General features: G+C 70.8%; 8 protein-coding genes and 3 pseudogenes. 2 read left to right on the top strand and 9 right to left on the bottom strand.

The genetic code is table 11. The features are described from left to right. Positions 1-18: 18 nt before the first annotated feature. The 4 genes and pseudogenes from SLAV_RS40660 to SLAV_RS31825 all read right to left on the bottom strand — a co-directional run. Positions 19-153: pseudogene (locus SLAV_RS40660) on the bottom strand (aldehyde dehydrogenase family protein); the annotation flags it as partial. Positions 154-892: 739 nt separating this feature from the next. Beyond that, positions 893-4600, bottom strand: a complete 3708-nt coding sequence (locus SLAV_RS31820; protein ID WP_158740719.1) for a tetratricopeptide repeat-containing protein — start codon at positions 4598-4600, stop codon at positions 893-895. A gap of 93 nt (positions 4601-4693) precedes the next feature. Next, positions 4694-4845 (bottom strand): annotated as a pseudogene (locus SLAV_RS42660) (IS5/IS1182 family transposase); the annotation flags it as partial. A gap of 407 nt (positions 4846-5252) precedes the next feature. Beyond that, entirely contained in the window at positions 5253-6020 is a 768-nt protein-coding gene (locus tag SLAV_RS31825; protein WP_030232612.1) for a hypothetical protein, read from the bottom strand. A 67-nt stretch (positions 6021-6087) separates the two neighbouring features. Between SLAV_RS31825 and SLAV_RS31830 the strand changes: the two are divergent. Then, positions 6088-6210: pseudogene (locus SLAV_RS31830) on the top strand (IS5/IS1182 family transposase); the annotation flags it as partial. A 271-nt stretch (positions 6211-6481) separates the two neighbouring features. On the opposite strand, the gene SLAV_RS31835 reads toward SLAV_RS31830, so the two are convergent. The 5 genes from SLAV_RS31835 to SLAV_RS31855 all read right to left on the bottom strand — a co-directional run bounded on the left by SLAV_RS31835 (position 6482) and on the right by SLAV_RS31855 (position 14290). Next, positions 6482-6838 (bottom strand): hypothetical protein, encoded by a 357-nt coding sequence (locus tag SLAV_RS31835; protein WP_030232615.1) that lies wholly within the window; start codon positions 6836-6838, stop codon positions 6482-6484. Positions 6839-6903: 65 nt separating this feature from the next. Then, the gene (gene exaC, locus SLAV_RS31840; protein ID WP_030232617.1) at positions 6904-8427 is read right to left on the bottom strand and encodes an acetaldehyde dehydrogenase ExaC; all 1524 of its coding nucleotides are present in this window, start codon (positions 8425-8427) and stop codon (positions 6904-6906) included. Positions 8428-8483: 56 nt separating this feature from the next. Then, positions 8484-9794 (bottom strand): GAF domain-containing protein, encoded by a 1311-nt coding sequence (locus SLAV_RS31845; RefSeq protein ID WP_030232620.1) that lies wholly within the window; start codon positions 9792-9794, stop codon positions 8484-8486. 153 nt (positions 9795-9947) lie between these two features. After that, a complete protein-coding gene (locus SLAV_RS31850) occupies positions 9948-11309 on the bottom strand; it encodes an SWF or SNF family helicase (protein ID WP_030232623.1) in 1362 nt (453 codons plus the stop codon). Continuing rightward, the gene (locus tag SLAV_RS31855; protein WP_100661107.1) at positions 11306-14290 is read right to left on the bottom strand and encodes an SCO1167/SCO6262 family helicase; all 2985 of its coding nucleotides are present in this window, start codon (positions 14288-14290) and stop codon (positions 11306-11308) included. The genes SLAV_RS31850 and SLAV_RS31855 overlap by 4 nt, the downstream gene beginning before the upstream one ends. A gap of 183 nt (positions 14291-14473) precedes the next feature. Here SLAV_RS31855 and SLAV_RS31860 point away from each other — a divergent pair, with 183 nt between their 5' ends. Beyond that, complete coding sequence (locus tag SLAV_RS31860) at positions 14474-14656, top strand: tail-anchor membrane protein (protein ID WP_030232626.1); 183 nt, start codon at positions 14474-14476, stop codon at positions 14654-14656. The last annotated feature ends 7 nt before the right edge of the window (positions 14657-14663 follow it).

Genomic DNA, 14663 nt, shown 5'->3' on the forward strand with positions numbered 1-14663 from the left:
CGAGCCCGACCTGGCGGTCTAGAAGAACCCGAGCTTCTTCGGCGAGTAGCTGACCAGCATGTTCTTCGTCTGCTGGTAGTGCTCCAGCATCATCTTGTGGGTCTCGCGGCCGATGCCCGACTGCTTGTAGCCGCCGAAGGCAGCGTGGGCGGAGTTTGATGAAGTTCCGTAGGTGTGAAAGGTGGTTGACCAGTCATGATGACGGACCAGGAGTGGCTTGATCACTGGTTGCAGCGGGCGCCGGCTCTCTCAGGGGAGGTCCTGGAGCGACTCACGGAGCACATGACCGAGGGCGAAGACGAGTGACCACCGGGCGGTGTCGTCACTCCGAGCTGGCGAGCCTCGAAGCCTGCACGGACAGCAGGCCACGGAGATGGCCGAAGCCCCAGGTGTCGAGGCGTCGGCGTAGCTGTTGATCCAGTCCGTCGGCGGCGGGTCGTGTGGCTCTTCCAGGCCGTGGCACCACTGGGAGATGATGTTGTTGCCGAGAACGAGATCCGTGACGGCAGTGCGCAGCTGTCTGCGTTCCTGGACGACATGGACGGCTCTTGGAGAAGGTTTGACGGCACCGCATCGTTAGGCGCTGGAAGCCGCGGAACCAGGCGATGGTGCGTCCAACTACCCGGCGGTAGACGCCAAGGCCGGAGCTGTGCGGGACGCCGCGGCGGGCGATCGGGATGCCCTGCCCGTCGATGGCCAAGATCGGGCGGACCGTCGTCTCTCGTTCCGAGTCTCTTCCGATTCGGTTGGATCTTCAGGTGGTTGCGCCGGGCGTGGTAGAGCTGAGGTCGTGCTGGCCGTACGGGACGCTGAGGCATTTCGCAAGGTCGGAGGGGCTCAGTGCCGCACGAACGGTAGATCTCCGGGTTTCACCCGCTCGCGCGGCCCTGCATCACCTGCCCCGCTTGCTCCGTGACCGTCTGCTCCCTTGCTTGGGCTGCTTGCGCGGGGGCGCAGGCGGGCGGTCCTGCGCGTCAGGGGTGGGGGAGGGACGCAGGTTCACGGAGACAAGTGCGGCGGCGAGAAGGCCTTTGCTGCTGACGTCTGACAAGCGTTCACCAAGTGTTGCGGGCGACGAGAGAAGACGCCGGTGGGCTGCCGTCTCTTGCAGGTCGAGGCCGTAGCCGTAGTAGACCACCGCGGTGCCTCGGGTGCGTGCTGCCTTGAGCCATTGGCCGGAGACGTGGACGCTGGCGCGGGCGATGACCGTGCCGTCCCTGTGTTCCAGCACGAGGTGACGGCCGGTGAGAGTGAGAGTGATGTCCTCGGCTGACGGAACGCTGGCGGCCCTGTCTATCAGGCGCCTGAAGCCCTTGTCACAGGCCCGGTGGATCTGCAGTTCGGTCGACTTCCCGGATTCGAGAGAAGTCACCACGCGCATGTTGGTGGGTTCGAGGAACACCATGGCGCGGGGGCCGGGGAGCATGTGGCGGAACTCGGGAAGCAGAACCTCGAGGTTGGAGGTGCCGCCCAGAACGGAATAGGCGGGGTCGGAGGACATCGCCGCTCGTCCATGGCATGGGGCTGCCTCCTCGTACACGGCGTGCATCGCTGGGGCGGCGAGGAGCTGGGTGCCGGCGGCGGAGATGATCTCCCCGCTCTCAGCCTGGTGCTTGCGATGCACGATTTCCCCGGCCAACACCGCGAGCCGCGGTGTGAGTCCTTGGTAGAGCCGTTCCCACACGCTGTCCGGATCGTAGGGCTCGGTGAACGTCTTGTCCGTCAGATGCCTCATTAGGTCCATGGGCGCGGAGGCTGCGGAGTTGGTGCTGAAGGACCGCCACATGCCGTGCACCAGACGCAGGAGGACGAAGCGCGCGTGATCCGTGGGGATTTCCGGCGCCGGGTTCTCGTCGATGCTGGTTTCTTCGAGGAGGCGCCCCAAGAACTCGACTGCCTGCTGATTTCCGCTCGTGACCCACTTCCATGCGCTGGCAAGGCCGACATTGTGTACAAGGTTTCGCACGGAGAAGCTGTGCAGAGTGTGGGGCCCGGAGTAGGGCAGGAAGTCGGTGAGCGCCGCATGGGCGTCCTGCCACTTCTCCTGCTGGACGAGAGCCTCGATGAGCAGGCGCTTCAACTCTGCCGAGGACTTGCTCCAGGGCACGGACACGGTGGCGATGGCAGCGGATGCGGCCTGTTCGGCGCGCTGGGCTTCCCCCGCGCTCAGCAGCTCTGAGATGTCAGCGAGGTCGCGCAGTGCCTGGGTGGTTGCGGTTCCTGGGGCGGCATCAGTTACTGAGACGAAGCGCTGGAGCAGCCGGGAGAGACCGTCGTGGGAGGCCAGGCGTAGCTGGGTCTGGAGGACCAACACCGCGTTGGCGGCGAGCTCGATCGGACGGGGATCGAGTGGGGCTGGCAGGGCGAGGAGATGGGACAACACTCGACCGAGCCGTTCTTCGATCTGGTCGGCTGCGTCGACGGGTTCACGTAGTTGCACAATGTGGGCCAGCAGGACTTCGACCTGTGCGGTCACACCGAGATCGGGATGGCCAGCCTGCTCAAGTCGTACCAGCTCGCGCTCGAGTAGCTGCTGCGCGGTCTCGTACTGGCCGTGCGCGAGATGAAAGGCCGCGAGGTTCCCCATGAGCAGACAGGTCTGGAGATCGGCAATCCCGACGTCCTCGACGTGCCCGATCAAGGCAGTGACGTGTTGAGCAAGCTCCCACGAGCGCTCGGCCTCGTCTGTCTCGATCGCCCCCAGAAGCCACTGATTGGTGTGGGCGGCCACTTGCGGCAGCGCCGTCGCAGCAATCTGCGCCAGCCCGAGGTGCCGTGCCAGGATGACCTGCAGCACCGAGTTCATCGAAACGGTGTCTTCGCTCCCCGCAAAGGCCTCCTTGCGAACCGGCAGAGGCTCGTCGTAGCGCACCAAGGAGACGTTAGTGAGTTCGCGGAAGACCTCACGTACGGGATGTTCGACCTCGTCCAGGACCAACCAGCCGGGAGACGACGGCAACTGCTCTATGCCGACGATTGCGCAGGCGAGGGCGAGATGGACGGGGATCCGACGTGGAGCCAGCCAGCACAAGGCCGCGAGAGTGGACAGGGTGGGTTGCACCAGGTTCCTGGCCTGGGCACTCGTGATCAGACGCTCGACGCTCAAGGCGACTGCGGCGGCCAGTGTGCGGGGATAGCCGGATGGAACCGAGTCTTCGTCGTCTGCCGCTCGCTGCAGCAGTGTGTCCGCATAGGAATCCAGCCGATGCACTCCGATTCCACAGCTGACCAGATAGCCGCAGGCCACCTCGATGGCCAAAGGCCAGCACTCCAGGGCCTGCGCTAGGCGGGACACCACCTCGGCATGCTGCGCAGCCTCACCGTCCGACAGCTCCAGGCGCAACCGCAGCAACTCCAGAGCCTGCTCGTCGCGCAGGGCACCTACTTCGACGTGTCCACGCGCATTACGCCAGTTTCCGCCCAGCGACGTGACGATGATCCCGCCCCGGCCCAAGCTGGGCAACCAAGGGCGGGTGGACTTCGCCGCCGCATCGTCGAACACCATGAGCCACGGCCCTGGCAAAGACTGGAGCAACGCGTGCACCCGCTCACGAATCAGCCGAGGGTCCGTCACCTCCACAGAACCGCCAGTCCCCGTCAGATGACCGAGTATCCGGGCGAACGACGCGGTCAACGCCTCTTCCGTCTCGGCCTCGACCCAGAAGATCCTGTCGTAGCGGTAGGCATGCTCCGCGACGTAAGCGGCGGCCAGACTCGATTTGCCCAGCCCTGACAAGCCGGTGACGACACATACGGGAACGGTGCCGGAGTTTCCTGAACCGCTAGAAACGACCGCGTCGATCTCGGCGACCAGATCCGACCTGGACACCTCAGGGACGTTCGGCATCGGGCCGTATACGAGACCGAAATCCTGCCGGCCCACCGCAGCGATCAGCTGCTTGTCCTCAGCCAGCGCCAAACGCCGGAAGTCCTCGACGTCCCACTGCGCCAGACCCGGATCGGCCGCACGCCGCATGACCTCGGCCACCAAGTATCCCAGTACGAAGCCGCCGACCCGATCGGACAGCCCACGCCCGCTTCGCTCTCGCTGGAGGCGCAACGCGTCGTTGAGGTCCTGGCGCAACTGCGCCTCACTGCGCGGGTCGAAGTCGATCTCCGCACGTCCCAGCCGCTCCCACTGCTGTGACGTCAGCGCCTTGCATAGCGCCCAGGTGGCCGGAGCCCGCTTCAGGAGTTCTTCCAACTCCTTCTGCAGAGCCGGTAGGTCGGCGCCGTGAAGCCTGAGTACTTCGGCCAGCCGGAGACAGCTTTCGTTTGGGGAAGCAGAAGTGATCAAACGGTACTTCATCGCGTCAAAACCGGTGATCAGATGCAGCACTACCGCCACGGCGTCCCGTGCCCGGATCACACGTGTGGGCCCGGCGCTCTTGACCTGCACTGCCACAAGAGAACGCCCGTCGGCGTCGACCAGATCGAAGTCGACGCAATCAGCCTGCTGGACCGACGTCGCTCCAGCAGGTCCCTCCACCCGGCACGCCGCCACTTCACCTGTGCCAAGTCCTGCCAGCAACGCTTCCACGGTACGCAAGTACTGGTACTGAAACCCGCGAGCAGCGACCCGGCCACCGTCGAGCGTCATGCGTTCCTCCCCCTGGACCTGTTTAACCGACAGGATAGAGAGCACCACCGACAAGGCCTCTTAGACCGTGTCCTATGCGGTGAGACGGAGGAGTTACTTGTAGCAGCCCAGGGAAGCAGCGAGGTCGAGGAAGACCAGGTAGTTGCGGGGTGGTGTCCGTAGCGATGGTTGAGCCGACGGTATCCGGTGAGCCAGGAGACGGTCCGCTCGATGACCGACCGGTGCTGGCCCAGGCACTCTTTCGCGGAGGCTGCCGTGGCCTGTGTCGAGGCTATCTGAAGCGTCCAGGCCGGTGGCGGAGCCCGAGCCGACTGCACGGGGCCGGACAGAGCGGAGCTGTGTGGACGAGTCGACGTGCTGCGACCGTCCATCAGTAAGGCGCTGGCGCTGGTTCTGGTGGAGGGACCAGAGGAAGTGGCGCACGCCGCCCACCAGGCCGTGCGCGCGATGACCGCCTGGGCATGTGCGGCTGGCGTGTATCCACCTGAGCATCCTCTGGCAGTCTCTCGTTCCGTACGGTCCGTGTTTCGCGAGGGCCCGACTGACGTGGTGGGGCTGTCAGACATGGTGTGGGAGCGGATTCGCGAGTTCGAGGCGCGTGCCCGCGCAGCGCTGGATCATCGGGTGCCGGCCGCGTGAGCGGGGGCGGGAATCAGCGGCGGGGCAACCCAGGGAACTGGTCGTACCCAGCGTCGCCCGGAGTCACGATGGACTCAATCCGGTGGGGCGGGATCGGCGCCCGGTAGACGATGCTGGCGTCGGCTGGCGCGTAACCAAGGGCTTTGCCGACGAGTACGTGCACGATGGACCGGGACACATGGTGTGGTCCGGTGCCGGGGGCCGTGAAGTCGAGCAGCGCTGTGACGATCGTTGCCGTGCCGAGGTCGCGGAGCTTCATGGCGAGTTCGGAAGCAGTTCCTTCATGCAGCGCATAGAGTGCCTCACCTCCCCAGCAGGTCAGCAGCCGGCCACCGCCACCGTGATGCACCATGGCGGCACGGGAGAGACGCAGACATATCTGGTCCTCGCGCTTTGCCCACCCACGGTGCTCCGGGACGGTGTGGTTGTTCGCGCGCAGGGTCCTGTACTCAGAAGGGGTCAGGAAGCCGCGCTCGCGGGCCTGGTCCAGGCGCTCGTTCACGAGGTCGGGGGTGAGGAGCCGCAGCCCCCGAACGCGGATCGCTTCTCTCTCGTGATCTAGGAGGCGGCTGCTGTGCCATGCCCGGACGACATGCCCTTCGAGGAAGCGGCGCACGGTCTCCTCGTACGAGTCGAGGTCGAGGTCCTCGTAGCTCTCGGGATCGTGATGCTCACGGCGAGCGTCGTCCGCGAGCTCGTATACGAGGTCGGCGAGAGGCTGCGGCCACGTGGTGGGATCGTCGGCGTCGACGACGAGCAGGGGGCCGGGGTTCGTGGTCATGCCCGCCAGTCTGAAGTGGGGTGCTCCAGCGGCCAACTGCATTACGGAAGCCGGTTCGTCAGACCTAAACCATCAAGTCGTGATCCACGCCGACACCTGGGGCGTCGTTGTGGTCGGCCGGCCGTTGTCCGGCAACCGCAACGACTGCGAGGCGTGGGCAATGTCCGGAGCCAAGGACGCCGTCGGCCGCCGCGGCATGACGTACCGCTGCTGCAGCACCGCCTCATGGCTCGCGATCTAGGCTGCTCCAGCGCCTGCTGGCGCGTCTCACCGAAGACGTCAGAAGAACCCGAGGTTCTTCGGCGAGTAGCTGACCAGCAGGTTCTTGGGGACTGGCTCGATCACTGGCTGCGACAGGCCCCACCTCTGTCGGCGGAGGCACTGGAGCGTGTCGCTGCCCTTGTTGGCGGTGAAGGCGAGGGGGAACGAGGGCCGTCAGACGTCCCAGCTCGGAGCCCAAGTCAGGGTCGGAGCCGGTCCCATTGGACGTCGAAACAGACCAGGCCCATCGAGTGCGCGAGATCCGCAGCGTAGGCCGACGCTTCGTCGGCCATGCTCCAGCGCATGGGGAAGTAGATCAGTGGCCCGCTGGCTTCACCGATCAGCGGGCCCGTTGACCACGGTGACGTGTCTTCCTCGTCCTCCGTGAGGTCGCACCATCGTTCCAGAAGCGCGGCTACGTAAGCGGAGATGCGTTCGCTCGGAGGATGATTGGGCCCTTCTTCGATGTAGTGGTTGTAGAGGTCGGCGAAGACTTTGCCGGCGGTCTTGTCGTCCGTGGGACGTGCACCTTCCCAGACAACGAGGTCGTAGCTCATGCCCGGAGGCTCGCACACCGGTCTGACAGGAGTGCGAGCCGGACTGAGCAGCAGTGGCTGCGTTCTTAGAAGAATCCGAGCTTCTTCGGTGAGTAGCTGACAAGCAGGTTCTTGGTCCACTGGTAGTGCTCAAGCATCATCTTGTGGGTCTCGCGGCCGATCCCGGACTGCTTGGTCCCACCAAATGCAGCGTGGGCCGGGTAGGCGTGGTAGCAGTTCGTCCAGACGCGGCCCGCCTGGATCGCGCGGCCCGCGCGGTACGCCGTGTTGATGTCGCGGGTCCAGACGCCCGCGCCCAGGCCGTAGGACGTGTCGTTGGCGATGCGCACGGCGTCGTCGAAGTCCTGGAAGGAGGTCACCGACACCACCGGGCCGAAGATCTCCTCCTGGAAGATCCGCATCCGGTTGTCCCCCTCGAAGATGGTCGGCTCGACGTAGAAGCCGCCCGCCAGGTCGCCGCCGTGGTCGATGCGCCCGCCACCCGTGAGGACCTTCGCGCCCTCCCGCTGGCCGATCTCCACGTACGACAGGACCTTCCTCAGCTGCTCCTCCGAGGCCTGCGCGCCGATCATCGTGTCCGTGTCCAGGGGATGACCGGGCACGATCAGCTCCGTGCGGGCGACCGCCGCGTCCAGGAAGTCGCCGTAGCGGCCGCGCTCGATCAGGGCGCGCGACGGGCTCGTACACACCTCGCCCTGGTTCAGCGCGAACATCGTGAAGCCCTCCAGGGCCTTGTCGCGCAGGTCGTCGTCCGTCGTCCAGATGTCGTCGAAGAACAGGTTGGGACTCTTGCCGCCGAGTTCCAGGGTGACCGGCTTCAGGTGCTCGGCCGCGTACTGCATGATCAGGCGCCCGGTCGAGGTCTCCCCGGTGAAGGCCACCTTCGCCACGCGCGGGCTCGACGCGAGCGGCTTGCCCGCCTCCTCGCCGAAACCGTTGACGACGTTCACCACGCCCGGAGGCAGCAGGTCGGACACCAGGCTCAGCCAGTAGTGCACCGAAGCCGGCGTCTGCTCGGCCGGCTTGAGGACCACCGTGTTGCCTGCCGCGAGCGCGGGGGCGAGTTTCCACACGGCCATCAGGATGGGGAAGTTCCACGGGATGATCTGCGCGACCACGCCGAGCGGCTCGTGGAAGTGGTAGGCCACCGTGTCGTCGTCGAGCTGGCTCAGCGCCCCCTCCTGGGCGCGCAGCGCGCCCGCGAAGTAGCGGAACTGGTCGATCGCGAGGGGGATGTCCGCGGCGAGGGTCTCGCGGACCGGCTTGCCGTTCTCCCACGTCTCCGCGACCGCGAGGGCCTCCAGGTTCTGCTCCATCCGGTCCGCGATGCGCAGCAGGACCGTGGACCGTTCGGTGACCGAGGTGCGGCCCCAGGCGGGGGCCGCCGCGTGCGCCGCGTCCAGGGCCCGCTCCACGTCCTCCGCCGTGCCCCGCGCGATCTCGGTGAAGGGCCGGCCGTTCACGGGGGAGGGGTTCTCGAAGTACCGGCCCCGGACCGGCTCGACGTACTCGCCGCCGATGAAGTGGTCGTAGCGGGACGCGTACGCCATCAGCGCGCCCTCGGTACCGGGCGCAGCGTAACGGGCCATGGTGTTCCTCCCCTTGCCGGGCGCCGGCCACCGTCGGACGGCGCTCGGGGAGGAGGCTAGGAGCGGGCGGGTTGCGGGTACGTTGCGTGCCGCCGGGGCACCCGCTGCGGGCCCCCGCCCAACTCCTCGTCCAGGGCCCGTACGCGGGCCAGCGCGGCCGGCCGTCCCTCCGGCGGCAGGGCCGCCGCCAGCGCCCGCCACACCTCCGGGTCCTCCGCGCCCCACGCACTGCACACCCAGTCGGTCAGCAGCCCCGCGTCGGCACGGGCGATCACCGCCGCCCGCGCCTGGTCCTCGATGCGCCGCCGCAGCCGTACGATGCCCGGCGCGCCGGAGGCCGGCAGCAGGGGGCCCGTGTACCGGGACAGGCCGGCCGATACCGCGCCGGCGGCCAGGTGCCGGGTGACCGCGGTGAAGTCGGCCTCCACCGGGGCGGCGGTCCGGTAGGGGCGGGAGAGCAGGTTCCCGGCGCCCAGCAGCGTGCGCAGCCGGGACACCTCCGCCCGCAGGGTCACCGCCGAGACCGACTCGTTCTCGTAGAGCGCGTGGGCCAGTTCCTCTCCCGACAGGCCCTCGGGGTGCTGTGCGAGCAGCGCCATGATCTCGCTGTGCCGCCGTCCCAGCACGATCCGCCGGCCGCCGAGCACCAGCAGGGCCTCGTCGCGGCCGAGCGCCGTGAGGCTGTCCCGGGCCGCGCCGGCCGGGTGCGGCGCGAGCAGCGCCAGCTGGGCCTCGGCGGCCCGTGCCACCGCCTGTACGAGCGCGAGCGAGTGGGGGTGGGCCAGCCCGTCCCCGCCGGTGATGTCGACCGCCCCCAGCACCCGGCCGGTGGCGGGATCGCGCACGGGAGCCGCCGCGCAGGTCCAGGGGTGCACGAGGCGGCTGAAGTGTTCGGCCCCGAAGACCTGGACGGGTTCCCCGAGCGCGACCGCCGTGCCGGGCGCGTTGGTTCCCACCACGGTCTCCGCCCAGCGGGCCCCCGCTACGAAGCCCAGCCGCTCGGCCCGCCGCAGGGTCTCCGGTTCTCCCTCGACCCACAGCAGCCCGCCGCGCGCGTCGCACACCGCCAGCAGATGGGCCCCGTGCGCCGCGAACGCCCCGACGAGCTCCCGGAACAGGGGCATCACCCGGGCCAGGGGGTGCGCCGCGCGGTAGTCCCGCAGGTCCGCCCCGGACAGCTCCAGCCGGGGCCTGGCCTCCGGGCTGACCCGCGCCCGCGCGCACCGCCGCCAGGACTTGGCGATCACCGCCCGCACCGGCGGCTCGACCCGCCCGTCCCGGGTGAACGCCTCGTGCGCCCGCCGCAGGACGCGCGTGCGCTCTACGGGATCCGCCCCGCCCGGCAGCGCCAACGACGGACCACCCATGTCACCCTCCCGAGGGACCGTGGCGCCGCGGGTGCGCGGAGCGCCCCCATCGTCGTGCGGCTCCCGCACCCCGGCAAGCACTACGTCGGCCACACCGTGCCGAAACCGGGTGGGGCGGGGGATTCGCGGGGGATCCGGGGCGTGGGGGATCGGCTAAGGGAGGCCCTGTCGGGGGTCGGGTGGGGTGGTCGGGGTGGTCGGGGTGGTCGGGGTGGGTGGGGCCGGTGCCGGCGTGGCCGGGAGGTCCGGTGGGGCGAGGGAGGTCAGGGCCGATGCCGGGTCGGGGGCCGAGGGGCCCGCCAGGTGCCATCGGCCCGACTCGCGGCGCAGCGGCCACCAGCGGCCGTCCCGGTCCAGCCGCAGCTGCCGTTCCCCGTCGGGTGCCGTCCAGCGGGCACGGACCCGGCGCAGCACCGGCGCCTCCTCGTCCGGCCAGGCCGCCGCCAGGGCGGAGCCGGCCCGGGTCAGGGTGGCACGGTCCGGCGTCCAGTCGTCCTCCAGCGCCGCGAGGGCCGGGGCCCCGCCGAAGCCCCAGGCCCGTACGGCCCGGTCGGTGGCCGCCCGGTCGCGTCCGGTAGCCGCCGCCAGGCGGAACCGGAGCCGGAAGGGGCCGGCCTCGGCGGTGAGCCGTACCGCGTCTTCGGCCGTGGTCAGCGGGGGCCGCGGAGCACGCGCCGCATGCCCCGGAGCCAGCGCCTCCGCGAGCAGCCGGAAGGCCTCGGAGGCGGCCGCCTGCGCGAGGAACTCCACCGCGTCCACGTCCAGCCCGGCCGGCTCCGATTCGGTGTCCAGCGACGGCGGCTGGCCGGGACCCTCCGGCGGCACGGGCAGCGGCGGCAGCGGCGGCAGGCCCCGGGCGGCGGCCGCGAACGCCTCGGCGGCCGGCACTCCCGCATCCCCCGGGGTGGATTCCGCTTCGGTCCCCGTCTCCGCACCTGCCGCGCTGCGTTCCTCCAGCGCTTCCAGCACCTCCCGCTCCCCCCGCCCGCGCAGGAGGAGCAGCACGAACGGATCCCGGTCCAGCAGCCGTGCCACCTGGTGGCAGAGCGCCGCCGTGTGCGGACAGTGGTCCCACTCGCCGCAGTCGCACTGCGGGTCGAGGTCGCCGAGGCCGGGCAGCAGGCCCACCCCGGCCGCCGCCGCCTCCTCGGCCAGCCCCGGCGGCACCTCCCGGTCCAGCAACTCCGCGATGTACCCCGACTCCGCGGCGGCCAGGCCCAGCACCCGGTCCCATTCCGCTCCCGTGAACTCCCGGACCAGCACGTCCGTCCGGTGCGCCGTCCCGTCCGGGTCGCGCACCACGGCCGTGAGCCGGCCCGGGCGCGCCGACACGGCGCCGACCGCGCCCGTACGCGCGTACCGCCTGCCCTGTCCGACCTGCTGCCCGTCCAGTGCCCCCTCCTCCACGGCCCGCAGCCAGGCGTGGCCCCACCAGGTGGCGGCGGAGCTCCGCCCGGTGTGCCGGGGCAGCGCCGGGAAGGTCCTCGCATAGGGGTCGTCGTGGCCGCCGTTCACCGGTGGTTCCCCCCGTCGTCGTCGGTGCGCAGGGCCACCAGCTCGGCCAGTTCGGCATCGGTCAGCTCGGTCAGCTCGGTCAGCGCCGACTCGCCGGAGCCCAGTACCGCGTCGGCCAGGGCGCGCTTGGCCTCCAGCATCTCGGCGATGCGGTCCTCGACGGTGCCTTCGGCGATGATCCGGTGGACCTGGACGGGCTGGGTCTGGCCGATGCGGTAGGCGCGGTCGGTGGCCTGTTCCTCGACGGCGGGGTTCCACCAGCGGTCGTAGTGGACGACGTGTCCGGCGCGGGTGAGGTTGAGGCCGGTGCCGGCGGCCTTGAGGGAGAGCAGGAGGACGGGGACCTCGCCGGACTGGAACAGGTCGACGAGTTCCTCGCGGCGCGGGACGGGGGTGCCGCCGTGCAGGAGCCGGCAGGGGATGCCGCGGTCGGCGAGGTGCTTCTCCAGGATCCGGGCCATGGTCACGTACTGGGTGAAGACCAGCACCGAACCGTCCTCGGCCAGGATCGTGTTCAGGAGCTCGTCGAGCAGTTCGAGCTTGCCGGAAGCTCCTCCCCGGCGGTCCCCGGTGTACTGGCCGGGGTGGTTGCAGATCTGCTTGAGCGAGGTCAGCAGCTTCACGACGAGCCCCCGGCGCTCCATGCCGTCCGCCGCCCCGATCGCGGCGAGGGTCTCGCGTACGACGGCCTCGTACAGTGCCGCCTGTTCGGGGCTGAGCGCGACGGGGTGGTCGGTCTCGGTCTTGGGCGGCAGTTCGGGGGCGATCCCCGGGTCGGACTTCTTGCGGCGCAGCAGGAACGGCCGCACCAGCGCCGCCAGCCGGGCCGCCGCGTACGGGTCGCGGCCGCTCTCGACGGGCTCGGCGTAGCGGGTGCGGAAGGTGCCGGGGCTGCCGAGGAGTCCGGGCGTGGTCCAGTCGAGCAGGGCCCACAGTTCCGAGAGGTCGTTCTCGACGGGGGTGCCCGTCAGGGCCACGCGGGCCGGGGCCGGGATGGTCCGCAGCGCCTTCGCGGTGGAGGAACGCGGGTTCTTGACGTGCTGGGCCTCGTCGGCGACGACCATGCCCCAGGGCGTGGCGGCGAGGGTGGGGGAGTCCCGGCGCATGGTGGCGTACGTGGTGAGCACGAAGCCGCCGGCCGGGCCGTCCAGGCTGCGGCCCGCGCCGTGGAAGCGGCGCACCGGTGTCCCGGGCGCGAACTTCTCGATCTCCCGCTGCCAGTTCCCCAGCAGGGACGCCGGGCAGACCACCAGCGTCGGCTCGGGCCGGGCCCGGTGCAGGTGCAGGGCGATCAGCGTGACCGTCTTGCCCAACCCCATGTCATCGGCCAGGCAACCGCCCAGCCCGAGCGAGGTCATCAGGTCCAGCCACGCCAGACCCCGCAGCTGGTAGTCCCGCAACGTCGCCCGCAACCCCACCGGCGCCACCACCGGCGCCGGCTCCCCGGTCAGCCGCTCGCGCAGCGCGGCCAGCGCCCCCGACGCCGTGACGTCGACCCGCGCGCCCTCGACCTCGGCCGATCCGGTGAGTACGGCGGCCAGCGCGTCCGCCGCTGCGACGGGGACGGGCCCGTCCCGGCGGGCGCGGGCGCGGCGTACGGCGGCGGGGTCGACCAGCACCCACTGGTCGCGCAGCCGGACCAGGGGGCGCTTGTCCTCGGCGAGCCGGTCGAGTTCGGCGGGGGTGAGGTCGTCGGCCCCGTCGCCGAGGGAGTGGCGCCAGTCGAAGGAGAGTAGGGAACCGGCGCCGAGGAGGGCGGGCGGCACGGAACCGGGGGCGGTGGCCCTGCCGGGGCGGGTGCTCGTGACCGGGAGGGTGGCGACGGCGCGGGAGGTGAGGGTGCGCGCGAGACCGCGGGGCCAGTGCACCTGGACGCCGTCGGCGGCGAGGACCCCGGCGGTTTCGCCGAGCAGCTCGGCGACCTCCTCGTCGGCGAGGTCGACCGAGTCCGGTACGGCCGCCCCCAGCATCGGGGTGAGGGGCGGCCACAGCTTGACGGCCCGGCGCAGGGCCCGCAGGGCGTCCAGCCGGGCGCGGGGCGGGAAGGCGGCGCCGGTGGGTCCGGCGGCGGCCCAGACGTCGCGGGCATCGGCGACCAGGGAGGCGTCGGCGAGGCCGTGCAGTTGGAGGACGGCGCGGAAGGACGGGGCCGGGGTTTCCGCTCCCTCCTCCCCCTCCTCTCCCTCCTCGGCACGCCCGGCGCCACGGAGTTCGACGCGCAGGGAGATCCGGATCCCGCGGTCGTGGCCCGCGGCCACCTCGTCGGCCCAGGCGCGCAGCCCGGTGCCGGGCGGGGGTGCGGCCGCCGCCGGCCCGGCGGCGGCGTAGGCGGGACCGCCCGCCACGACGGACGCGGCGGGGGACCGGGGGAGGGTGTCGGCGACCGCGTCGAGGAAGGCCCGCAGGAGCGGCTCGGGCGAGGGCAGCCGGGGCGGGGCGGTGGTGTCGTCGGGGCCCACGGGGACGCAGTGGGCCGCGGGTGGCATCGCGGCGGCCAGTTCCCGGATCTCGTCGAGGGCTTCGGCGTCCAGCGGGCCGATCCGCCACGCGTCGTGGCCCTCGGGGCTCAGCCCGGGGAGCAGCAGACCGCGGGCGACGAGGCGGAGGGCGAGCAGCGCGGCGGCGCCCCAGAACGCGGTGGCCGAGGGCCCGGCATCCGAGGAACCGGCGTCTGAGGCGCCGGCGTCCGAGGGCCAGGCGTCCGAGGGCCCGGTGGCCGAGGACCCGGGGGCCGGTGCGGCGGCGGCCGTCCGGGCCCGGGTGAGCAGGGGGAGGGCCGCGCCGACGGGCAGCAGCAGGGCGGGGACGGTGGCGAGGCGCAGCCCGGGGGTGACGACGCGCAGTTCCCCGGATCCCGCCCGCACAGCCTCCGGTCCCCCGGGCCCCGTGGGCTCCCAGAAGGCGACGCGGCCCTCACGGGGAGGGTCCGCGGGCAGGAAGACGGCCGAGCGGGGGACGGGGCCGGAGACCTCGGAGAGCACGCGTTCCTCACACTTGACTACCGGGTACGGGGCGGCCGAGGGTAACCCACGCCGGAGAGCCGCGGGCCGGGGTGATGCCGTGACCCGGGTCACTCCGAAGGCCACCCGGGTGGCCGGGAACGCGCGGCACCGGTGGCGCGTTGTGAGGGTAGTGGTCGACGTGGAAGAAGGAGGTGTCCGCCGATGTCGAAGGGCGCGAAGATCGCCGTTGGTGCGGTCGTGGCAGCCATCGTGCTGTACTCCCTGCTCGGGTTCTGGGCAGGACTGGCGGTCCTGATCGGAGTCCCGGTCGTGGCCTATCTCCTGCTGGATTCTTCCCAGAAGCGTCGTCTGCGGGGTATGTCGAGGAAGCAACTGGGCCGCTGACGGCCAC

Origin of the sequence: Streptomyces lavendulae subsp. lavendulae (assembly GCF_002803845.1) — a bacterium.
Lineage (GTDB): Bacteria > Actinomycetota > Actinomycetes > Streptomycetales > Streptomycetaceae > Streptomyces > Streptomyces lavendulae.

Coding starts and splice junctions, on each gene's coding strand:
- SLAV_RS31820 (WP_158740719.1), bottom strand. CDS start 4,600: ATGACGCTCGACGGTGGCCGGGTCGCTGCTCGCGGGTTTCAGTACCAG.
- SLAV_RS31825 (WP_030232612.1), bottom strand. CDS start 6,020: ATGACCACGAACCCCGGCCCCCTGCTCGTCGTCGACGCCGACGATCCC.
- SLAV_RS31835 (WP_030232615.1), bottom strand. CDS start 6,838: ATGAGCTACGACCTCGTTGTCTGGGAAGGTGCACGTCCCACGGACGAC.
- exaC (WP_030232617.1), bottom strand. CDS start 8,427: ATGGCCCGTTACGCTGCGCCCGGTACCGAGGGCGCGCTGATGGCGTAC.
- SLAV_RS31845 (WP_030232620.1), bottom strand. CDS start 9,794: ATGGGTGGTCCGTCGTTGGCGCTGCCGGGCGGGGCGGATCCCGTAGAG.
- SLAV_RS31860 (WP_030232626.1), top strand. CDS start 14,474: ATGTCGAAGGGCGCGAAGATCGCCGTTGGTGCGGTCGTGGCAGCCATC.